The sequence below is a fragment of the Pseudoalteromonas sp. QJM3NY_12 genome (assembly GCF_056173165.1).
Window position 1 is genome coordinate 1,617,622 of record NZ_CM149661.1, and the last position, 21,974, is coordinate 1,639,595.

The 21,974-nt window shown below is 39.9% G+C and carries 21 protein-coding genes; 13 read left to right on the plus strand and 8 right to left on the minus strand.

What is annotated here, in order from left to right; genetic code table 11:
* Window positions 1-17: 17 nt before the first annotated feature.
* The 5 genes from yfaE to ubiG all read right to left on the minus strand — a co-directional run bounded on the left by yfaE (window position 18) and on the right by ubiG (window position 5,577).
* Entirely contained in the window at window positions 18-290 is a 273-nt protein-coding gene (gene yfaE, locus AC0VZ5_RS07480) for a class I ribonucleotide reductase maintenance protein YfaE (RefSeq protein ID WP_475474712.1), read from the minus strand.
* On the minus strand, window positions 290-1,420 hold the full coding sequence (nrdB, locus tag AC0VZ5_RS07485; protein ID WP_138608498.1) for a class Ia ribonucleoside-diphosphate reductase subunit beta: 1,131 nt from the start codon (window positions 1,418-1,420) through the stop codon (window positions 290-292). Before nrdB ends, yfaE begins: the two co-directional genes overlap by 1 nt.
* A gap of 73 nt (window positions 1,421-1,493) precedes the next feature.
* Window positions 1,494-3,776, minus strand: a complete 2,283-nt coding sequence (gene nrdA / locus AC0VZ5_RS07490) for a class 1a ribonucleoside-diphosphate reductase subunit alpha (RefSeq protein ID WP_138608496.1) — start codon at window positions 3,774-3,776, stop codon at window positions 1,494-1,496.
* 410 nt (window positions 3,777-4,186) lie between these two features.
* Window positions 4,187-4,867, minus strand: a complete 681-nt coding sequence (locus AC0VZ5_RS07495; RefSeq protein WP_475474713.1) for an HAD family hydrolase — start codon at window positions 4,865-4,867, stop codon at window positions 4,187-4,189.
* A complete protein-coding gene (ubiG, locus tag AC0VZ5_RS07500; protein ID WP_054200873.1) occupies window positions 4,867-5,577 on the minus strand; it encodes a bifunctional 2-polyprenyl-6-hydroxyphenol methylase/3-demethylubiquinol 3-O-methyltransferase UbiG in 711 nt (236 codons plus the stop codon). Before ubiG ends, AC0VZ5_RS07495 begins: the two co-directional genes overlap by 1 nt.
* Window positions 5,578-5,755: 178 nt before the next feature.
* On the opposite strand from ubiG, the gene gyrA reads away from it, so the two are divergent.
* The 10 genes from gyrA to AC0VZ5_RS07550 all read left to right on the plus strand — a co-directional run bounded on the left by gyrA (window position 5,756) and on the right by AC0VZ5_RS07550 (window position 16,510).
* Window positions 5,756-8,455, plus strand: a complete 2,700-nt coding sequence (gene gyrA, locus AC0VZ5_RS07505; protein WP_475474714.1) for a DNA topoisomerase (ATP-hydrolyzing) subunit A — start codon at window positions 5,756-5,758, stop codon at window positions 8,453-8,455.
* A 116-nt stretch (window positions 8,456-8,571) separates the two neighbouring features.
* Complete coding sequence (gene serC / locus AC0VZ5_RS07510) at window positions 8,572-9,654, plus strand: 3-phosphoserine/phosphohydroxythreonine transaminase (protein ID WP_138608490.1); 1,083 nt, start codon at window positions 8,572-8,574, stop codon at window positions 9,652-9,654.
* On the plus strand, window positions 9,654-10,931 hold the full coding sequence (aroA, locus tag AC0VZ5_RS07515; protein WP_475474715.1) for a 3-phosphoshikimate 1-carboxyvinyltransferase: 1,278 nt from the start codon (window positions 9,654-9,656) through the stop codon (window positions 10,929-10,931). Before serC ends, aroA begins: the two co-directional genes overlap by 1 nt.
* 107 nt (window positions 10,932-11,038) lie before the next feature.
* Window positions 11,039-11,749, plus strand: coding sequence for a (d)CMP kinase (gene cmk, locus AC0VZ5_RS07520; RefSeq protein ID WP_475474716.1), 711 nt, complete (start codon window positions 11,039-11,041; stop codon window positions 11,747-11,749).
* Between the two features lie 95 nt (window positions 11,750-11,844).
* On the plus strand, window positions 11,845-13,512 hold the full coding sequence (gene rpsA / locus AC0VZ5_RS07525) for a 30S ribosomal protein S1 (protein ID WP_002961176.1): 1,668 nt from the start codon (window positions 11,845-11,847) through the stop codon (window positions 13,510-13,512).
* Between the two features lie 66 nt (window positions 13,513-13,578).
* Window positions 13,579-13,866, plus strand: a complete 288-nt coding sequence (gene ihfB / locus AC0VZ5_RS07530) for an integration host factor subunit beta (protein ID WP_024600987.1) — start codon at window positions 13,579-13,581, stop codon at window positions 13,864-13,866.
* A 21-nt stretch (window positions 13,867-13,887) separates the two neighbouring features.
* Window positions 13,888-14,169, plus strand: a complete 282-nt coding sequence (locus AC0VZ5_RS07535; RefSeq protein WP_008114742.1) for a lipopolysaccharide assembly protein LapA domain-containing protein — start codon at window positions 13,888-13,890, stop codon at window positions 14,167-14,169.
* Window positions 14,170-14,171: 2 nt separating this feature from the next.
* Window positions 14,172-15,308, plus strand: a complete 1,137-nt coding sequence (lapB, locus tag AC0VZ5_RS07540) for a lipopolysaccharide assembly protein LapB (RefSeq protein ID WP_138608484.1) — start codon at window positions 14,172-14,174, stop codon at window positions 15,306-15,308.
* A gap of 33 nt (window positions 15,309-15,341) precedes the next feature.
* Window positions 15,342-16,046 carry an orotidine-5'-phosphate decarboxylase gene (gene pyrF / locus AC0VZ5_RS07545; RefSeq protein ID WP_138608482.1) on the plus strand — a complete coding sequence of 235 codons (705 nt, stop codon included), beginning with the start codon at window positions 15,342-15,344 and terminating at the stop codon, window positions 16,044-16,046.
* An 89-nt stretch (window positions 16,047-16,135) separates the two neighbouring features.
* On the plus strand, window positions 16,136-16,510 hold the full coding sequence (locus AC0VZ5_RS07550) for a hypothetical protein (RefSeq protein WP_171039639.1): 375 nt from the start codon (window positions 16,136-16,138) through the stop codon (window positions 16,508-16,510).
* 55 nt (window positions 16,511-16,565) lie between these two features.
* Here AC0VZ5_RS07550 and AC0VZ5_RS07555 read toward each other — a convergent pair whose 3' ends face one another.
* Complete coding sequence (locus tag AC0VZ5_RS07555) at window positions 16,566-17,396, minus strand: CvfB family protein (RefSeq protein WP_010389931.1); 831 nt, start codon at window positions 17,394-17,396, stop codon at window positions 16,566-16,568.
* Between the two features lie 2 nt (window positions 17,397-17,398).
* The gene (locus tag AC0VZ5_RS07560; RefSeq protein WP_475474717.1) at window positions 17,399-18,721 is read right to left on the minus strand and encodes a DEAD/DEAH box helicase; all 1,323 of its coding nucleotides are present in this window, start codon (window positions 18,719-18,721) and stop codon (window positions 17,399-17,401) included.
* 204 nt (window positions 18,722-18,925) lie between these two features.
* Between AC0VZ5_RS07560 and trhO the strand changes: the two genes are divergently transcribed.
* From trhO to AC0VZ5_RS07575, 3 genes are all read left to right on the plus strand, one after another.
* Entirely contained in the window at window positions 18,926-19,933 is a 1,008-nt protein-coding gene (gene trhO / locus AC0VZ5_RS07565; RefSeq protein WP_475474718.1) for an oxygen-dependent tRNA uridine(34) hydroxylase TrhO, read from the plus strand.
* An 88-nt stretch (window positions 19,934-20,021) separates the two neighbouring features.
* The gene (locus AC0VZ5_RS07570; protein WP_409423191.1) at window positions 20,022-20,522 is read left to right on the plus strand and encodes a transposase; all 501 of its coding nucleotides are present in this window, start codon (window positions 20,022-20,024) and stop codon (window positions 20,520-20,522) included.
* A complete protein-coding gene (locus AC0VZ5_RS07575; RefSeq protein WP_409425534.1) occupies window positions 20,519-21,364 on the plus strand; it encodes an IS3 family transposase in 846 nt (281 codons plus the stop codon). Before AC0VZ5_RS07570 ends, AC0VZ5_RS07575 begins: the two co-directional genes overlap by 4 nt.
* A gap of 119 nt (window positions 21,365-21,483) precedes the next feature.
* On the opposite strand, the gene AC0VZ5_RS07580 is transcribed toward AC0VZ5_RS07575, so the two are convergent.
* Window positions 21,484-21,912, minus strand: a complete 429-nt coding sequence (locus tag AC0VZ5_RS07580; RefSeq protein WP_464708741.1) for a hypothetical protein — start codon at window positions 21,910-21,912, stop codon at window positions 21,484-21,486.
* Window positions 21,913-21,974: the final 62 nt, after the last annotated feature.

The following is a 21,974-nucleotide window of genomic DNA, read 5'->3' on the forward strand; positions in this document are numbered from 1 at the left end:
CGCTTAATGTGAGTTACTTACTTTAAATTAATACTGATATCACCATTTGGTTTGCAGCAACACAAGAGTATTTCACCATCGCGAACAAACGCTAACGGCTCTTCATTATAATTAACTTGACCAGAGACAAGTGTTGCTCGACAGGCACCGCAATATCCCTCACGGCATTGGTAAGCGGCATCAATCTTATTTGATTCAAGGCAATGTAAAAGAGAAGGGCAGCCAGCGGCAAAATCAATGCGCTGGCTGTTATCTGCAAGTGTGATACTTGCAGTGGTTCTATCAGTCATTATAAATCAAAGTCACCAAATTCATCGGCATCTACTTGTGAGTCAATCTGACCAACTAAGTATGAGCTTATTTCGGCCTCTTGAGGAGCAACTTGCACGTTATCTGACACTAACCATGAGTTGATCCATGGAATAGGGTTACTGTTATTTTCAAACTGTGCAGGCAGACCAATCGCGGTCATACGCGCATTGGTAATGTACTCAACATATTGACATAGAATGTGTTTATTCAAACCAATCATCGAGCCATCTTTAAATAGGTACTCGGCCCATTCTTTTTCTTGCTCTGCGGCTTCAACAAACATTTTAATTGCTTCTTCACGGCACTGTGCGGCAACAATCGCCATTTCAGGGTCATCTTTACCATCTTGCATGATATTTAAAATATGCTGAGTACCTGAAAGGTGGAGTGCTTCATCACGGGCAATAAGCTTTATAATTTTAGCATTACCTTCCATCAATTCACGCTCGGCAAACGCAAATGAGCAAGCAAAGCTCACATAAAAGCGAATGGCTTCTAAAATGTTCACTGACATCATTGCCAGGTACAATTTCTTTTTCAGCTCAAATAAATTAACTACCACGGTTTGGCCATTAATTTCGTGTTTGCCTTCACCGTATAGGTTGTAAAGCGATACAGAATTGATTAGGTCATCATAATAAGTAGTTACCGCATCGGCACGCTCACTTATTTTGTCATTGCTAACAATGTCATCAAAAATGAGTTCAGGTGCTTGGGTTACGTTACGAATAATATGGGTGTACGAACGACTATGAATAGTTTCACTAAACGCCCATGTCTCAATCCATGTTTCTAGCTCAGGAATAGACACAATCGGTAATAGCGCTACGTTAGGCGAACGACCTTGAACACTATCAAGCAGCGTTTGATATTTTAAGTTGCTTAAAAATATGTGCTTCTCGTGATCGGGAAGCGCTTGAAAGTCTAAACGGTCTTTACTTACATCAACTTCTTCAGGTCGCCAAAAGAAAGACAATTGTTTTTCAATTAGTTTTTCAAAAATAGGGTATTTTTGTTGATCGTAACGTGACACGTTAACGGTTTGACCAAAAAACATTGGCTCTTGCATTTGGTTATTATGGTTTCTGCTAAAAGTAGTATAAGACATGTTTATCACTCAAAAAACTATCACTAAAACTATCAGGACAAAGCGGGCAGGGCGCCCGCTTTAAGTTTAACTATTAAATTTTACACGCGCCGCCTGCACAATCATCATCTTCCACTTCTGGAGTGTCTTCTTGAGCATCTGATGCGCCATCGCGGGTATTATGGTAATACAGTGTTTTAACACCTAACTTGTAGGCACCGAGTAAGTCTTTTAGTAAGACTTTCATAGGTACTCTACCGCCTTCGTATCTGTTTGGATCATAATTAGTATTTGCTGAAATTGTTTGGTCGATAAATTTCTGCATTATGCCTACTAATTGTAAGTAACCATCGTTTGATGGAATATCCCACAGTAACTCATAGTTATCTTTAAGGCGTTCGTACTCAGGAACAACTTGCTTTAAAATACCGTCTTTACTTGCTTTAACACTAATATGGCCACGTGGTGGCTCAATACCATTGGTTGCATTTGAGATTTGCGATGATGTTTCTGATGGCATTAATGCGCTCAGCGTTGAGTTACGCATACCGTGCTCTTTAATGTTGGCACGTAACGTATCCCAATCAAGGTGCAGTGGTTCATCACAAATTTTATCTAAATCACGCTTATACGTATCTGTTGGCATAATACCTTGTGAGTACGTAGTTTCGTTAAATTTAGGACATGCTCCACGCTCTTTTGCCAGCTCATTAGATGCTTTCATTAAGTAGTACTGAATCGCTTCAAATGTTTTATGCGTGAGTGCATTTGCGCTGCCATCTGAGTAACGCTTACCGTTTTTAGCTAAGTAGTAAGCGTAGTTAATCACACCTATCCCTAGGGTACGACGTCCCATAGTGGCATTTTTTGCCGCCGGTACTGGGTAGTCTTGGAAATCAAGTAAGTTATCTAGTGCACGTACTGCAAGCTCAGCTAACTCTTCTAATTCATCCAGTGACTCAATCGCGCCTAAGTTAAATGCAGACAAGGTACATAAGGCAATTTCACCTTCTTCATCATTTACATTGTTCAGTGGCTTAGTCGGTAATGCAATTTCTAAACATAAGTTAGATTGACGAATAGGCGCCACTTTCGAAATAAATGGGCTATGTGTATTACAGTGGTCAACATTTTGTAAGTAAATACGACCGGTGCTGGCACGTTCTTGAGCAAACATAGAAAACAGTTCAATGGCTTTAATACGTTTTTTACGAATTGACTCGTCTTGTTCATACTTTACGTAAAGTGCATCAAATTCGTCTTGATCTTCAAAGAATGCGTCGTAAAGGCCCGGCACGTCTGAAGGGCTAAATAAGGTAATGTAATCGTCTTTAATTAAACGCGAATACATTAATTTATTAAACTGTACGCCGTAGTCTAGGTGACGTACGCGGTTATCGTCAACACCACGGTTGTTTTTAAGTACCAGTAGGTTTTCTACTTCTAAATGCCAAAGCGGGTAGAATAAAGTAGCGGCTCCGCCACGTACACCGCCTTGCGAACAACTTTTAACGGCTGTTTGAAAATGCTTATAAAAAGGAATACAACCTGTGTGGTACGCTTCGCCGTTACGAATAGGGCTACCTAATGCACGAATACGTCCGGCATTAATACCAATACCGGCACGTTGAGAAACGTATTTAACAATCGCTGATGATGTCGCGTTAATTGAATCTAAGCTGTCGCCACACTCAATCAGTACACATGAGCTAAATTGGCGCGTTGGTGTACGTACACCCGACATAATTGGTGTAGGTAAAGAAATTTTAAATAATGAGACCGCATCGTAAAAACGTTTGATGTAATCAATACGCGTTTCACGTGGGTAATCTGAGAATAAGCTTGCCGCAACTAATATATATAAAAACTGTGCACTTTCGTAAATTTCACCGGTTACACGGTTTTGAACTAGGTATTTACCTTCAAGCTGTTTTACTGCTGCGTAGCTAAAGTTAAGATCGCGTGAATGATCTAAGTAAGCATCTAATTCATCAAGTTCTTGCTCTGTGTAATCAACAAGCAAATGTGCATCGTAGCGTTTTTGTTCAACCATGTCAGTAACGTGGTCAAAAAGGCGCGGTGGCTCAAATTGGCCATACGCTTTTTTACGTAAATGGAATACAGCTAAACGAGCAGCAAGATACTGATAATCAGGTGATTCTTTTGAGATCTGATCCGCAGCGGCTTTGATAATCGTCTCATGAATATCTTTAGTACGAATACCGTCATAAAATTGAATATGCGATTTAAGTTCAACTTGTGAAACCGAAACGTTGTTTAAACCTTCGGCGGCCCATTCAATAACGCGATGGATCTTGTCTAGATCAAGCGGCTCTTTACGGCCGTCACGTTTGCTTACAGATAACTGTTGGTTCATAGTTTTGCCTGTATTCCTTGGGAATTAAATATTTTTGACCAATGAGTGCACTTAAAACGCCCAGTGCCTATTCTTTTATTGTTATTTCCACCGCATAGGTAAATTTAATCGAATAACATTTAGCCACAATATCTGGTGTTGTTCAAATTAGAGATCACAAGATAGTGTGGTCTGTGATCTTTTGCAAGGGACAGAAACCGCTCTCATTGTGGATAACGTTGGGATAACGTAATTGTGTTAGTAGGCATTAACCTTTGATCATTCGGTTAAGTTGAAATTTGTAAAAATCAACTAAGGAAAGATTAAATTTACGCTTTTTAAAAATAAATTTCGTCTGCTTTTTTTATCATCAAGCTTTGCGTAAAAACTAACACAATCACAATATGTAGTGTTTATTAATTAACATGGCACTATATGTGGTTGAATGCATCTATAGGGCTATGCCAATTAAAATCTGCATTCCAAGCCAATGCTTCGTCTATACTCGGTACATATCCCCACAGTGCGGTAGCGGTGTGCATATTCGCAGCTTTACCTGCTTGTATATCTCGCTGTGCATCACCTATATATAGGCAGCGCGAAGGATCAACACTCATTTGCTCAGCACAATGTAATAAAGGAAGGGGTGAGGGCTTAGATTCAGCTAAGGTATCACCACTTATCACAATTTGAGCATTTTTTAATGCAGGAATCGCCTCGACTAAAGGATCGGTTAAAAAGCCAGGCTTATTTGTCATAATGCCCCACGGGATCCCTTTATTATCAAGGGCAATGAGTAACTGTTCTATACCTACAAAGCATTGGGTATGGGTGGCAATATTGGCAGCGTAGTGTGCAACTAGCTCTGCTAAAAGTTGCTCTTGCGGTTGTTGCGTCCAAGCTTCTTTAAAACCAGCAGCAAGTAATGCTGCTGCGCCATTTGAAGCTGCGGGTCGATATATATCACTGCCCACTAAGGGCTGTTGATGATTATGCAGCACACTATTTAGCGCGGCGCCTAAATCATCAGCGGTATCGAGTAAAGTGCCATCTAAGTCAAACAGCAATGCTTGATATTCAATTGGGCTAGTAGGTGTTTGCAAGCTTGCCATTACGCTAACTTCTCAAAGTGCAGCATATAATTTACGCTGACGTCATCATTAACCGTATATTGCTTTGAAAGTGGGTTGTAACTTAATCCTGCACTGGCACGTACCTTCAAGCCTGCTTGTTCTGCCCATGCGATTAATTGCGCAGGTTTAATAAACTTTTTATGGTCATGGGTACCTTCAGGCACCATTTTTAACAGTTTTTCTGCACCGACAATAGCGTATAAATAAGCTTTAGGGGTTTTATTAAGGGTAGAGAAGAATACATCCGCCCCAGGTTTTGCTAATTTAGCGACCGCATGAATAATAGAAGCAGGGTCGGGAACGTGCTCTAACATTTCCATGCAAGTAATCACATCAAAGCGCTCAGGGTGCTCATCAGCAAATTGTTCAGCAGGTACTTTTATATATTCAACGGGTACACTTGTTTCTAAACTGTGTAACTTAGCGACAGTTAAAGGCTCTTGCCCCATATCGATACCTGTTACCTTTGCACCCATTCGCGCCATGCTGTGACTTAAAATACCGCCGCCACATCCTACATCGAGGGTTTCTTTGTCAAATAATCCTTTAGTTTTGTCTGCGATGAAATCTAATCGTAATGGATTAATTTCGTGAAGCGGCTTAAATTCGCCTTCTAAATCCCACCAACGCTCTGCGATGGCTTCAAACTTTGCTATTTCTGCGTTATCTACATTTTGATGTTCGGTCATAAAATACTTCCTCGTCAATCTGAGGCCATTATATAGGGCTAAATTGATAAATCGCAAAGTTTTGCGCCTGTAAATTAAAATTAATTGTGATAGCATGGTTGCTTAGAAATAATAACAAACACTCTTAATACCTAATACTGGGTTGTTAAGAGCTGATACTGAAGGAATGTGATATCAAATGACTGATCTCGCCAATGAAATTCTGCCAGTCAATATTGAAGACGAGTTAAAAAACTCCTACTTAGATTACGCCATGAGTGTAATTGTAGGACGTGCATTACCAGACGTACGTGACGGTTTAAAACCTGTTCACCGCCGCGTCTTGTTTGCAATGAACGAGCTTAGTAATGACTGGAACAAGCCTTACAAAAAATCGGCCCGTGTGGTCGGTGATGTAATTGGTAAATACCACCCACACGGCGACAGTGCAGTTTATGACACCATCGTACGTATGGCTCAGCCATTCTCACTACGTTATATGCTAGTTGATGGTCAGGGTAACTTTGGTTCGGTTGATGGTGATTCAGCAGCGGCAATGCGTTATACAGAAGTACGTATGGCAAAAATGTCGCACGAATTATTAGCCGATCTTGAAAAAGAAACGGTTGATTTTGTGCCTAACTACGACGGCACAGAACAAATTCCTGATGTGTTACCGACTAAAATACCTAATCTGTTAGTTAATGGTTCGTCAGGTATTGCTGTTGGTATGGCGACAAATATCCCGCCACACAACTTAACAGAAGTAGTGAATGGCTGTTTAGCGCTTATTCAAAACCCTGAATTAACTATTACTGAGTTAATGGATTACATCCCAGGGCCTGATTTCCCAACTGCGGCCATTATTAATGGTAAAAAAGGCATTGAACAAGCCTATCAAACCGGTCGTGGTAAAGTGTACATGCGTGCGCGTGCTGACATCGAAACCGATGAGAAAACTGGCCGCGAAACGATTATTGTTCATGAAATTCCTTACCAAGTTAACAAAGCCCGTTTGATTGAAAAAATTGCTGAGCTAGTTAAAGATAAAAAAATTGAAGGGATCAGCGCATTACGTGATGAATCAGATAAAGACGGTATGCGTATCGTTATCGAGATCAAACGTGGTGACGTAGGTGAAGTTATTTTGAACAACCTTTATTCACAAACTCAGTTACAAACTGTGTTTGGTATGAATATGGTTGCGTTAATTAATAACCAACCTAAGTGTTTCAACTTAAAAGAAATGCTTGAAGAATTTATTATTCACCGTCGTGAAGTTGTTACCCGTCGTACGGTATTTGATTTACGCAAAGCCCGCGACCGTGCGCACACGCTAGAAGGTTTAGCGATTGCACTGGCAAACATTGACCCAATTATCGAACTTATTCGTAAGTCACCAACACCTGCTGAAGCAAAAGTTGCACTAACAGCGCGTCCTTGGGAATTAGGTAATGTTAAAGCCATGCTTGATAAAGCAGGTGAAGACAATGTTGCCCGCCCAGATTGGCTAGCAAGCGATCTTGGTATTCGTGATGGTCAGTACTATATTTCTGAGCAACAAGCTCAAGCAATACTAGACTTACGTTTGCACAAACTAACAGGTCTTGAACACGAAAAAATTCTTACTGAATACCAATCGTTACTAGACCTAATTGCTGAACTATTATTCATTTTGGCAAGTCCGGAACGTTTAATGGAAGTTATTCGTGATGAGTTAGTTGAAATTAAAGAACAATATGGTGATGAGCGCCGCACTGAAATTAATGCAGCTGCACACGATATTAGCCTTGAAGACTTAATTAACGAAGAGAACGTGGTTGTGACCTTATCACACGAAGGGTACGTTAAGTATCAAGCGTTAAGTGATTACGAAGCGCAGCGTCGTGGTGGTAAAGGCAAGTCAGCAACCAAGATGAAAGATGAAGATTTCATTGAACGTCTACTTGTTGCCAATACGCACGATACTATTTTATGTTTCTCTACTGCGGGTCGATTATATTGGCTTAAAGTGTATCAGTTACCACTTGCAAGTCGCGCAGCGCGCGGTAAGCCAATTGTTAACTTATTACCGCTTGAAGCAGATGAACGTATTACTGCTATTTTGCCGGTACGCGATTATGAAGATGATAAATACATCTTTATGGCGACAGCATTTGGTACGGTTAAGAAAACACCATTGACTGCATACAGCCGTCAACGTGCTAGCGGTATTATTGCCGTTAACTTAAACGAAGGTGATAGCTTAATTGGTGTTGATATTACCGATGGTAGCAACGAAATTATGTTGTTCACTGATGGGGGTAAAGTTGTACGCTTTAAAGAAGCTGAAGAAACCACGGTAGTTGATGAAAATGGTAACCCTGTTCTTGATGAAGAAGGTAAGCCTGAGATTCGCTTCAAAGGTGTACGCCCTATGGGTCGTACTGCAACAGGTGTTCGTGGTATTAAGATGCCAGACGAACAACGTGTTGTATCACTGATTGTACCTAAGAATGATGGTGCAATATTAACAGTAACAGAAAATGGTTACGGCAAGCGTACTCAACTTGAAGACTACCCATCTAAGAGTCGTGCAACACAAGGTGTTGTATCAATTAAGGTGAGTGAGCGTAATGGTGCCGTTGTTGGTGCTGTTCAAGTTGATGACAACGACGAAATAATGATTATTTCGAATCGTGGTACCTTAGTACGAACTCGCGTTAATGAAGTTTCTACGGTTGGACGTAACACCCAAGGTGTTATTTTGATCAGAACTATTGACGAAGAGCAAGTAGTTGGTTTACAACGTATAGAAGAGATTGAAGTGACTGAAAGTGACTTGATTGATATCGAAGACGTTGAAACAGTAGATACGGTTATAGATGAAGTAGCGGATGACAATCCTCCTTCAGAATAATTGAGATTGAAAAAAGCGGCCTTGGCCGCTTTTTTTATGTGGTTGAAAAAAACTAAAGACACTTGAATTAGTTTAATTCAAGTTAAACAGTAGATTACTGGAATGAGGAAAAGGTAATGAGTATTTATAATTTTTGTGCGGGTCCTGCAATGCTACCACCGGCTGTCATGCAAAAAGCACAAAAAGAGTTTTTAGACTGGCAAGGGCTTGGTGTTTCAGTAATGGAAATGAGCCATCGCAGTAAAGAATTTTTAGCATTAACGGCTAAGTGTGAAGCTAGTCTGCGTCGTTTAATGAATATTAGTGATGAGTTTGAAGTGCTGTTTATGCACGGCGGCGGTCGAGGACAATTTAGTGCCGTACCTTTAAACCTCCACGTTGATGGAAAAAAAGCGGTGTATTGTGAAAACGGCGTGTGGTCAAAAAGTGCAACTAGCGAAGCTGATAAGTTTACTCAAACTCACACTATTGACGTACGTAATGACGATAATGGCTTATTTTCTATCAAGCAGGTAGCCGATTGGGTTTTACCAGCCGATGCTGCATATATTCATTATTGCCCAAATGAAACTGTAGATGGTCTAGAGATTTTTGATGTACCCAGTCACCCAACAGCACCGATTGTCGCCGATATGTCGTCGACTATTCTATCGCGCGAAATTGACGTTAATCAATTTGATTTAATCTACGCAGGTGCTCAAAAGAATATCGGCCCATCGGGTATTGCTATCGTAATTGTTCGTAAAACGCTACTTGAGCGTGAAGGGCTAGCTAAGCCAGGTATTTTAGATTACGCACTTGAAGCAAAACAAGGCAGTATGTTTAACACTCCACCTACATTTGCATGGTATTTAGCAGCTGAAGTATTTGAATGGCTTGAGCAAAATGGCGGTGTTAAAGCCATGGAAACACATAATACTGCCAAAGCGCAGCTGCTTTATGACTTTATCGATGAGTCTGATTTTTACACCAACAAGGTAGCAAAACATTGTCGTTCACGTATGAATGTGCCTTTTTGGTTAGTTGATGAAAGCCTAAATGATAAGTTTGTTAAAGAGTCAACAGAAGCGGGCTTATTAGCGCTTGAAGGGCACCGTATTGTTGGCGGTATGCGCGCGAGTATTTATAACGCAATGCCACTGGAAGGAGTTAAAGCATTAGTTGATTTTATGGCGGCTTTCGCAAAGGAGAACAGCTAATGGAGCAACTTTCTTTAGCGCCTATTTCACAGGTTAATGGCAGTGTTACTCTGCCGGGTTCGAAAAGCTTGTCAAATCGCATTCTATTATTGGCTGCACTATCAAACGGCACTACGGTTGTAGAAAACTTATTAGACAGTGATGATATTCGTCATATGTTGGGCGCCTTAGCGCAGCTCGGTGTGAATGTGACACTTAATGATGAGCGAACCATCGCGACCGTAGAAGGTGTAGGTGGCGTATTTAAAACGCCAACTGAAGCACTGTTTTTAGGTAATGCAGGTACAGCATACCGTCCTTTAACGGCCGTGCTTGCAGCGATTGCTGGGGAGTATGAGTTAATTGGTGAGCCACGTATGGAAGAGCGACCAATTGGCCACTTAGTTGATGCACTGCAAGCCTTAGGTGGTAATGTTAGTTATTTAAAAAATAAAGATTATCCGCCGCTTAAAATTGTTGGTGGGCAAATAGCAGGTGGTGAAGTCGAAATTGACGGTAGTATTTCAAGCCAATTTTTAACTGCGTTGCTTATGGCTGCACCGTTATTTAAAGGTGATACTCAAATTAAAATTAAAGGCACGTTAGTGTCTAAGCCTTACATTGATATTACTCTTGATGTAATGGCGCGTTTTGGTGTCACCGTTGAGCATGATAATTACAGTACTTTTTTTGTAAAAGGTGCACAGCAGTATCAAGCCGTTGAGCGAATTATGGTCGAAGGGGATGCTTCATCTGCTTCTTACTTTATTGCTGCTGCAGCAATTGCCGGCGGCGAAATAGAAATTAAAGGCGTCGGTGCTAAATCAGTTCAAGGTGATATTGGTTTTGCTAAAGTGATGGAGCAAGTAGGTGCAAAAATTGATTGGTATGACGAACGTTTAGTTGTTCGTAAAGGTGAGCTTAACGGTATTGATATTGATGCGAATGCAATACCTGATGCTGCAATGACCCTGGCTACAGTTGCCTTGTTTGCAAAAGGGCCAACGGCAATTCGCAACATTTATAACTGGCGAGTAAAAGAAACTGACCGTTTACACGCTATGGCTACTGAGCTTAAAAAAGTAGGGGCTGAAGTAGTTGAAGGGCATGACTTTATTGAGATCACACCGCCAAAACAATTTAATAATGTGGCTGTAGATACCTATGATGACCACCGTATTGCCATGTGCTTTGCAATGGTGGCGGTAGGGGGTAAGCCAATCACGATTAACGATCCGGCCTGTACTTATAAGACATTCCCAACATTTTTCAACGTGTTAGCATCTGTCAGTAAATAGGCTATTTATAAGTATTTATAAAAAGTTACATACTAAAAGCGGATAATCTTTAATAATTGACGTATAATGTGGCGGTTTATTTTGGTGTGCATTGAAGGAGGTTTTAAATGCCGGCGTTATTAATGCCCGTAATCACCGTAGATGGCCCAAGTGGTTCTGGTAAAGGAACTGTTTGTCGCTTATTGGCTGAAAAATTAGGCTGGGATGTGTTAGATAGCGGTGCAATTTATCGCGTACTTTCACTTGCAGCACTTCATCACCAAATTGCGTTAGATAACGAAGAAGCACTGGTTCCACTAGCTGCAAATCTTGATGTGCAGTTTCTGATAGACAGTGATGCTAATGCAGGAAAGATTATTTTAGAAGGCGAAGATGTAACAACCACTATTCGAAATGAAGAAGTGGGAGCTGCAGCGTCCAAAGTTGCGGCATTGCCACGAGTTCGTGAAGCGTTACTTCGTCGCCAGCGTGCGTTTAGAACTGAAAATGGCTTAATTGCTGATGGTCGCGATATGGGCACTGTTGTGTTTCCTGATGCGCCATTAAAGATATTTCTAACCGCAAGTGCAGAAGAACGTGCTCGCAGACGTTTTGTTGAGTTGAATGAGCGCGGGCTTGATGTTACACTAAGTGGTCTATTACAAGACATTCAAGCACGTGATGATCGCGATATGAATCGCGCCGTTGCGCCGCTTGTACCTGCAGAGGATGCGATTGAGCTTGATACTAGCGAACTCAACGCACAGCAAGTCTTTGATAAAGTTATAACTTTATTAGATTCAAGCATCTCTGAAGGTAAGCTTCCTAAACGAAGCTAAACACATTTTATGCACCAGCAGGACGCCAGTGCTATTTTAACAACCCCATGCAGCATGGTTGCTTATTGGTATTAATATATGAGACGTATATTCGTATGTCAGAAAATTTTGCGCAGTTATTTGAAGAAAGCTTAAAGGGTTTTGAAGCAGAGCAAGGCTCTATCGTTAAAGGTACAGTAATCTCAATCGAGAACAACATTGTACTTGTAGATGCTGGTCTTAAATCAGAAAGTGCTATCCCTGCAGAGCAGTTCAAAAATGCTGCTGGTGAACTAGAAGTTGCTGTTGGCGACGAAGTAGATGTTGCACTAGATGCAATCGAAGACGGTTTCGGTGAAACTATCCTTTCTCGTGAGAAAGCGAAGCGTCACGAAGCGTGGATCCGTCTTGAGAAAGCATGTGAAGAGCAAGAGACTGTTACTGGTGTTATCAACGGTAAAGTTAAAGGCGGTTTCACTGTTGAAGTTGATTCAATCCGTGCTTTCCTACCTGGTTCACTTGTTGATGTTCGTCCAGTACGTGACACAACTCACCTTGAAGGCAAAGAGCTTGAATTTAAAGTAATCAAGCTTGATCAAAAACGTAACAACGTTGTTGTTTCACGTCGTGCAGTTATCGAATCAGAAAACTCACAAGAACGTGAAGAGCTTCTTGCTAACCTTGTTGAAGGTCAAGAAGTTAAAGGTATCGTTAAGAACCTTACTGACTACGGTGCATTCGTTGACCTTGGTGGTGTTGATGGTCTACTACACATTACTGACATGGCGTGGAAGCGTGTTAAGCACCCTTCAGAAATCGTTAATGTTGGCGACGAAATCGCAGTTAAAGTTCTTAAATTCGACAAAGATAAAACTCGTGTATCTCTAGGTCTTAAACAGCTTGGCGAAGATCCATGGGCAGCTATCGCTGGTCGTTACCCAGAAGGTTCTAAACTTTCTGGTCGTGTAACTAACCTTACTGATTACGGTTGCTTCGTAGAAATCGAAGAAGGCGTTGAAGGTCTAGTACACGTTTCTGAAATGGATTGGACTAACAAGAACATCCACCCTTCAAAAGTTGTTTCACTTGGTGACACTGTTGAAGTTATGGTTCTTGAAATCGACGAAGAACGTCGTCGTATTTCTCTTGGTCTTAAGCAATGTATTGCTAATCCTTGGCAGGAATTTGCTCGTCTACAAAACAAAGGCGATCAAGTTACTGGTAAGATCAAATCAATCACTGACTTCGGTATCTTTATCGGTCTTGACGGTGGTATTGATGGTCTTGTACACCTTTCAGACATTTCTTGGAATACACCTGGCGAAGAAGCTGTACGTGAATTCAAGAAAGGCGACGAAATCACTGCTATCGTATTGCAAGTTGACCCAGAGCGTGAACGTATCTCTCTAGGTGTTAAGCAAATCGAAGCTGACCCATTCAATAACTACCTTGATGCGAACAAAAAAGGTGCTATTGTTAAAGGTAAAGTGACTGAAGTTGATGCGAAAGGCGCAACTGTTGAACTTATCGAAGGCGTTGAAGGTTACATCCGTGTAGCTGATATCGCTCAAGAGCGCGTTGAAGATGCAACTACTGTTGTTTCTGTAGGCGACGAAATCGAAGTTAAATACGTTGGTGTTGATCGTAAGAACCGCACTTTAAGCTTATCTGTTAAAGCTCTTTTCGAAGCAGAAGAGAAAGAAGTACTAGAGAAGCTTAAGAAAGAAGAGCCAGTGTTCGAAAACGCAATGGCAGCTGCTTTCGCAAATGCACAAAAAGACTAATTAATTATAGTCTTTTAATTGGAAGGGCAGTTTATGCCCTTCCACTATTTCTTTTAAGGAAACGCTATGACTAAGTCAGAACTGATAGAAACACTTGCTGAACAACACGCACATATTCCTGTGAAAGATGTTGAGAACGCTGTTAAAGAAATTCTTGAACAAATGGCCGGCTCATTATCTTCTTCAGATCGTATTGAGATCCGAGGTTTTGGAAGTTTCTCTTTGCATTACCGTGCACCTCGTACAGGTCGTAATCCTAAAACAGGTGAAACTGTAGAGTTAGATGGTAAGCATGTACCTCATTTTAAGCCAGGCAAAGAACTACGTGACCGTGTAAACGAGAGCATTGCTTAGTAAATTTATTGGAGTAGTTACTTGTTCAAGGTATTAAAAATTATTCTGGCAGCACTTTTTTTAATTGGTGCATTTGTATTGGGTTCGCAAAATCCACAATTAACACAAATTAACTACATAATAGCCAGTAATACATTACCTTTAGCCGTTATAATAAGTATCTGCTTTTTGTTAGGTGTTGTAGTGGGTTGCTTTGTGAGCTTTAAATTGTTTACGCAATTAAAGTGGCAAAATTACCGTTTAAAAAAGCAATTAACGCCTGAAAAAGATAATAAAAAGCGTATTGCCAACAAAGATACCTAATTATGATTGAGCTGTTGTTTTTACTGCTTCCTGTCGCCGCCGGTTATGGCTGGATCATGGGAAAAAACAGTGCGAAAAATCAGGCTCATCAATTTAATAGAGAAATCACTTCTGAATACAGTAAAGGGTTAAAGTTCTTACTGGACAGAGAAGAAGATCAGGGGCTTGAGCATTTAATTAATTTGCTCGAAGTAGCTGCTGACTCTGTAGAACACTATTCTACATTAGCCACTATGTTTCGCCGCCGTGGCGAGCTTGACCGCGCAATAAAAATTCATGAATTGCTATTAAAACACCCAAGCCTTAACGAAAAACAAGCTGCCAATAGTCGGTTAGAATTAGCAGAAGACTATATTATGGCAGGTTTACTCGATAGCGCAGAAGAACATTTAATATGGCTGGTAAAAAATAACCATGAAGATGCTCTTGAGCCAATTATTTCCTTATATTCACAGACCCGTGAATGGGAAAAAGGCATTAGTATGTTTGAAGCGCATACTGAGCTTTTTTCAAAAGAACAACACTTCAAAGCCATCGCAAACTTTTATTGTGAATATGCTATTACCAGTAATAATCCTCAACTTATGCGCAAAGCTATTAGCTTAAACTTTAAAACAATCAGGCCTCTATATGAGCTTGGTTTGTCTGCCTATACAAAAGAAGATTACGTAAAAGCAATTTATTATTGGCGAGAACTTATCTGTCAATTTACCTTTTTTGCGCCATTATTTATTGATAAGTTAGCGCATAGTTATAAGCAACTTAAACTAACCCATCAGTTTCATGAACTCGTGAACGACTTATTAGATAAGGGTGGGGTAATGATAAAAATACAGCATTGCCAAGCGTTGCTTGAGCAAGGTCACACTGAACAAGCCTTTGAATTTTTAACCGACAGTTTAAAACGTCAACCTACCATCCGTGGCTTTAGTTTTTTACTGCAGTTAATGAGCGCCGAAAATAAAAATACCAAAGATGTGCTTAATCAAATAGATAAACTTGTTACCTCATATATTGCTACCAAGCCTGACTTTCAATGCCAGCATTGTGGCTTTACAAGTTACACCATTTATTGGAATTGCCCTTCGTGTAAACATTGGGAAACCATTGTGCCTAGCAGAGGCTTAGACGGATTTTAATCTTTATACTTTTCGCTCACTAGTAGGATAGTTATGTCTTTCGAACAATCAAAAAAAATTCTTATCGCTCTTGATTATGATGATCAGCAAACTGCTTTAGCATTTGTGAAACAGTTATCACCGGATACCTGTCGATTAAAAGTGGGTAAAGAAATGTTCACATATTTTGGCCCTGAATTTGTTAAAGAGCTGGTTGATTTAGGTTTCGATGTATTTTTAGATTTGAAATTTCATGATATCCCAAATACTGTTGCTAAAGCAGTAACCGCTGCAGCTAAAATGGGCGTGTGGATGGTTAATGTTCATGCAAGTGGTGGTTTTGAAATGATGCATAAAGCAAAGCAGGCACTCGAACAATTTGGTGATAAAGCTCCTTTATTGATTGCCGTGACCGTTTTAACCAGCATGGATGAAACTGAGCTTGGGCGTTTAGGTATAACTAAATCACCACAAGAGCAAGTTATGCATTTAGCAAAACTAACAAAGCAAGCAGGGCTTGATGGTGTGGTTTGTTCTGCACAAGAAGCACAAAGTTTAAAGGCGGCTTTAGGCAAAGAATTTAAACTCGTAACCCCAGGTATTCGTCCTGCTGGCAGTGATGCGGGCGATCAAAAACGTATTATGACCCCTAAAGACGCGATTGAAGCTGGCAGTGACTATTTAGTAATAGGGCGTCCGATTACTCAGGCACAAAACCCTGTAGAAGTATTAAATGATGTTAATAAATCAATAGCTTAAATTTAAAGTATGCATAATTATAAGGAGTTTATTACAACTCTTTTTGTTTGTGCTACATTTAGTTACGGCTATGCAGTGAGGAACTAACTTTGCGTTTAATAATGTTTGTAGTGGTAATTATCATTAGTGGCTTTGCTGTTAATAAATATGTATTTTCAACCAAAATGTATGATGATGTTTCGAATGTTACCGATTTGGTATCTGATTACCCCGTTGATTTATTTAAGTTTAAAAAAATCGCCCAAAACTATGCTCAGCATTTATGTTATACAAATGAAGCTGTTTTAGCAGGACTTGATATAAGTAGTAGAGAATGTGTTGATGTACACGATGAAATGCAGAATGAGTGTACAAAAAAAGTATTTAGATTAGCGCCATTAAATATGACATCTAAAAAAGAATTAATTGAATATTCAAATCAATATTCACGTTGTACCTTACCTTACAAAAACATTAAGTTATAAATTTTAAATACGAAAAAGCCACCTAAGTTTATACCTAGGTGGCTTTTTTATAGAATTATTTTAAACGAATAGACTTAGCTTCAATATCAATTAAGCCTTGTTTAAATAACCCACCAATGGCTTTTTTGTAGTTTGCTTTACTGGTCGAGAAAACTTTTTTAATTAATTCAGGTTCAGATTTATCGCCTATGGCTAAGATGCCACCTTCATCTTTTAGTTTTTCCATAATTTTTTCGCCAAGTTCACTGACTTTACCCATACCTGGCTTTTCAAGTATAACGTCAATTTTTCCGTCTTCACGCACTTTTTGAATAAACCCTTTGAGCTTTTGACCAACAAATAGATTTTTAAATACCATGTTGTAAAATACAACACCAAAATGAGACTCTTCAATAAGTACTTTGTAGCCGATATCGGTTTTACCTGCCACAATTAAATCGACTTCTTGCAAGTGGCTATATTGCGGCTCGTCTTTTGATAAAAAGCGATTAAAGTTGGTTGAAGCACAAATTCGCTGACTGGCATTATCTAGGTATAAACGGACTAAATACGAGTAACCTTCTTGCATACGCGGTTTTTGTTCATTAAACGGTGCAAGCACGTCTTTTTCTAAACCCCAATCTAAAAAAGCACCAATGCTGTTTATTTCTTTAACGCGCAGTAGGGCATATTCACCGACTTGTGCGTGTGGTTTTTTAGTTGTTGCTGTTGGCAGGTTTGCGTTATCTAAAAATGTAAAAACGCTGATGCTATCGCCAGCTTCAAGTTCATGTTTAATCTCGTGTTTAGGTAAAAATACTTCACCTAAGTCATGGCCATCTAAATAGGCACCTTCATTACTGACTTCTTTTACAAATAAGGTTTGGGTAGTTCCAAGGTAACTCATAATTATTCCTGCTCAGGCTTTTTTTTACGACGCATAGGGGTATCACCATCGATGTTAAGTGGTGCTTTAACTGGGGCTACTGTTTTTTTCGGTTTCGCTTTGCGTTTTTGCTGTGGTTTTTTATCAGCTACTATCTTTTTAATTGATTTAACTGGCGTTACTTTTTTCTCTTTGATGCCCTTAAATTTCGCTTTTAAACCATCAACCGTCGCAAACGACAATTCGTCATTTAAAAATGACTTTATTGCTAAATAGCTTGCCCAATCTTTAGGACCAACAAATGATAGCGCGTTGCCTTTAAAACCAGCACGGCCTGTGCGACCAATACGGTGAACGTATTCTTCAGCATGTTTTGGTAGATCAAAATTAATAACATGGGTAACACTGAGTAAATCTAAACCGCGAGATGCAACATCAGTAGTAATTAATATTTTAAAGTTCTCACGACTAAACGCATCCATGATATCAAGGCGCTTACTTTGAGTTAAATCCCCGGCTAGTGCGACAGACTTAAAGCCTTTACTATTTAATGCCTCGCTTAAGCGACTGGTATCAGCACGTGTTGCGGTAAATATAATACATTGCCCTACATTATCTTGATTAAGGAAATGCTCAAGTAGCGCTTCTTTATGATCAAGATGATCGGCTAAATACAATGTTTGTTTAATATCACTGTGTTGCTCATTGGCTGCACTGAGCATAATTTGTTTTGGTTTTTTTAATAAATTACGCGAAAGGGCATCAACTTGAGCATGATCTAATGTCGCTGAAAACAATAGGGTTTGGCGTAATCGGTGATCTGCCAGTTCATTAATTAACTTAAGCTGCTCTGTGAAACCTAAATCCAAAATACGGTCAGCTTCATCAAATATAAGTAGCTCTAAGCCACTTAACTGTAAAGAGCGTTGTTTTAAGTGATCGGCTAAACGCCCTGGTGTAGCAACCACAAAATGTGGGTCGTTGCGCAGTGCTTTAATTTGGTCGTTAAAGTTTTCACCACCGAGAATTTTAACTGCCTTAATATTGGTACCGGCAATAAGTAATCGTAGTTGGGTGAACACTTGGGTTGCAAGCTCACGAGTTGGAGCAACAATAAGTACACGAGGATCACGTTTACTGAGTGCTTTTTGTTTCATTACTCGCTGCACAGCAGGTAATAAAAACGCTAAAGTTTTGCCTGACCCAGTTTTTGACTGAGCGAAAATGTCATGTCCAGCGAGTGCCGTTGGCACAGCATGAGCTTGAATATCGGTAGGCTGGGTGATCCCTTGGTGCGCTAATTGTGTTTCTAGGCGAGTATCAATCCCAAGATCAGTAAAGTGCAATGTATATTTCTCCAATATGAGCAAGTCTTGTAAATTTATCCGCGCATTATAGCCCACTGAGCCACTGCGCTAACAGTAAAAAGCGCATTATCATCCATTTTTTTGCATTTAAATAAAAAAAGCGTAAAATACGCGCCCCATATGCGCCGGATTTACGATTCGGTAAACGCCCCTTGCGGGTTTAAAAAGCAAAATAGGAAAACCATGACTGCTATCCATAAAGATAATGTAACCAGCGAACACTTTGTTGTGTGTGCATTATATAAATTTGTTTCTTTACCTAACTTTGAAGCACTTCGCCAACCTTTACTCAATGTAATGGAGCAAAATGACGTGCGAGGTACTTTGTTAATTGCCGCAGAAGGAATTAACGGAACTGTCTCCGCAAAACGTGAAGGCATAGATAACTTACTGGTGTGGTTAGACACCCAGCCTAATTTAGACAATATTGTTACTAAAGAATCATATGATGACGAATGCCCGTTTTACCGCACTAAAGTAAAACTTAAAAAAGAAATCGTAACTATGGGCGTTGAAGGCGTAGACCCATTAAAAGTAGTGGGCAGTTATGTTAAGCCGAATGAATGGAATACCCTAATTTCTGATCCAGAGGTTATCCTTGTTGATACCCGAAATGATTACGAAATTGAAATTGGTACATTTCAAAACGCAGTCGATCCAAACACGAAGACGTTCCGCGAATTTCCACAGTGGGCCAAAGAAAATCTCGACCCAGAAAAGCATAAAAAAGTAGTTATGTTTTGTACTGGTGGTATTCGCTGCGAAAAATCAACAGCTTATATGAAAGAGCAGGGCTTTGATGAGGTATACCACCTTGAAGGCGGCATATTAAAATACCTAGAAGAAGTACCAAAAGAAGAAACCATGTGGGAAGGCGAGTGCTTTGTATTTGATAACCGTGTCGCGGTAAATCATGACTTACAAAAAGGCTCATATGATCAGTGTCATGCATGTCGGATGCCTATCACAGAAGAAGAAAAGCAAAAGCCTGAATATATGGAAGGGGTGTCGTGTCATCACTGTATTGATGATGTGACCGACGAGCAACGCGCTCGTTTTGCTGAGCGTCAAAAACAAATAGAATTGGCACAAGCACGCGGTGAAGGTCATATTGGTAACGAAGCTCAAGCTGCTTTACAACAACGTAAAGAAGCAAAAAAAGCGCAAAAAGACGCACAACGAAATAAATAACACCACGCGTTTATTTATTCATTAAAAAACCTCAGTAAACTGAAGTGACCCCCAATAGTTGGACATTCCAATTACTGGGGGTCTTTTTATGTCCAAACATCACCGAGCTTTCAAGCTCAAAATAGCTGAACTCGCTTTGTCTGAAAGCTCTTCGGCGGTAAGTAACAGATTTAATGTTACAGACAGGCAGGTCCGATATTGGACCGCTATTTATCGAATTCATGGCGCTGAAAGCTTCAGGTCTGTTCACAAACCTTATTCTCTAGCATTTAAGGCTGAAGTGTTAAAAACGATGACAGCAAACAGTTGGTCACTCGGTTATACCAGTGCTTTCTTCGATTTATCGTCCCCAGGCATTCTTTTTCAATGGCAAAAGCTTTATGCTCGTGATGGTATATCACGTCTTAAACCACAGAGAAAAGGTAAGCCATTCATGACAAATAATTCTTCTTCATCAAAACTAGTAGAGCAAATGACTGAGGAGGAGTTACGAGAAGAACTAGCATACTTACGAGCTGAGAATGATGTGCTAAAAAAGTTAGAAGCCTTGGCTCAAGCCAGAAAGAAAAAAGCAAAGACAAAACGATAGTCGTCGAAGAGTTCAAGGCAAAGCATAGCTTACGACACCTTTTAAAGGCTACAGGGCTGCCAAAGAGTGTTTACTATTATCATCGCACTACTTGTAAGCAACCCTGTGCAAGCAATGATTTACTGGTAAAAATACGTGATATTTATCACGCGCATAAAGGGCGATATGGCTATCGCAGAATTACGAGTGCCCTGAGAGCAATGGGAGTACTTGTTAATCATAAGCGCGTTCAACGGTTGATGAATGAGTTAGGACTCAAGTCAAAAGTAAGGCCTAAGCGCTATAAATCCTATAAAGGTGAAGTGGGTAAAATCGCAGAAAATACGCTTAACCGCGAGTTTACTGCGCAGAAGCCAAATCAAAAATGGGTGACGGATGTGACGGAGTTTAAAGTGGATAATGAGAAGGTATATCTATCACCTATGATTGACCTATTCAACCAAGAGGTAATCAGTTACGAAGTCAGAAAATCCGTTGCACTCCCTTTGGTAACTGACATGCTTAAAACAGCAACTGCTAGGTTGAAGCCAAATGAAAAGCCAGTTGTACACTCAGATCAAGGGTGGCAATATCAAAACAAACAATATCAAAATCACCTTAAGGAAAAAGGATTGCAACAAAGTATGTCTAGAAAAGGAAATTGTTTAGATAATGCGGTTGCTGAGAACTTCTTCGGCATATTGAAGAGTGAGATGTACCACAACGAAACGTTTAAAGACGTGAATGATCTTATTGAAAACATTAAAGAATATATCCACTATTACAACAATGAGCGTATTAAACTGAAACTAAAAGGCCTGAGTCCGATACAGTATCGAAATCAGGCCTTGGCAGCCGCTTAGAAATGAGTCCAACTTTATGGGGTCACTTCAAACACTGAGGTTTTTATTTAAAAGTAATTTATAAATAGCGAGCTACATAGCTTAGCAGCTTAAAGGTTTGATACTCACTTTGAGCTTAATCAACGAATACAATAACTATTATCTATCGGCGTAAGTGTAATTTTATTAGCTGAGTTAACAAGAACACATTTTGTGTTTTTATCGAGTTTTTTCTTTTGAATAACGGTAAATTCACCTTCATCAGCAGCGTATAAGTTATACTGATAAGCCGTATTACCTCCCTCAAATAAGGCGGTAAATAGCCCTCCAACTAAACCGCCCACAATAGCGCCACCGATCATTTCTTCGGTGTTGCCATCAAGGCTATCAACAAAGCCAAAACCCGCTCCAGCAGCTATTCCCGTTCCTACTTCTGAGGAAAGTGTCACTTTTTGTTCTGAGTTAACAGATGCATAATAGCGTTTAATTAATTGATTTTGACTTGTCCGGTCAACCCCTTGTGATGCACAGCCACTAAGCAGTAAAACCATAATGATACTTTTTTTCATAAACTCTCCTTTGTATGTTCACTCTAATGACTAAATCTTAATGTTAAATACGCATAAAATAT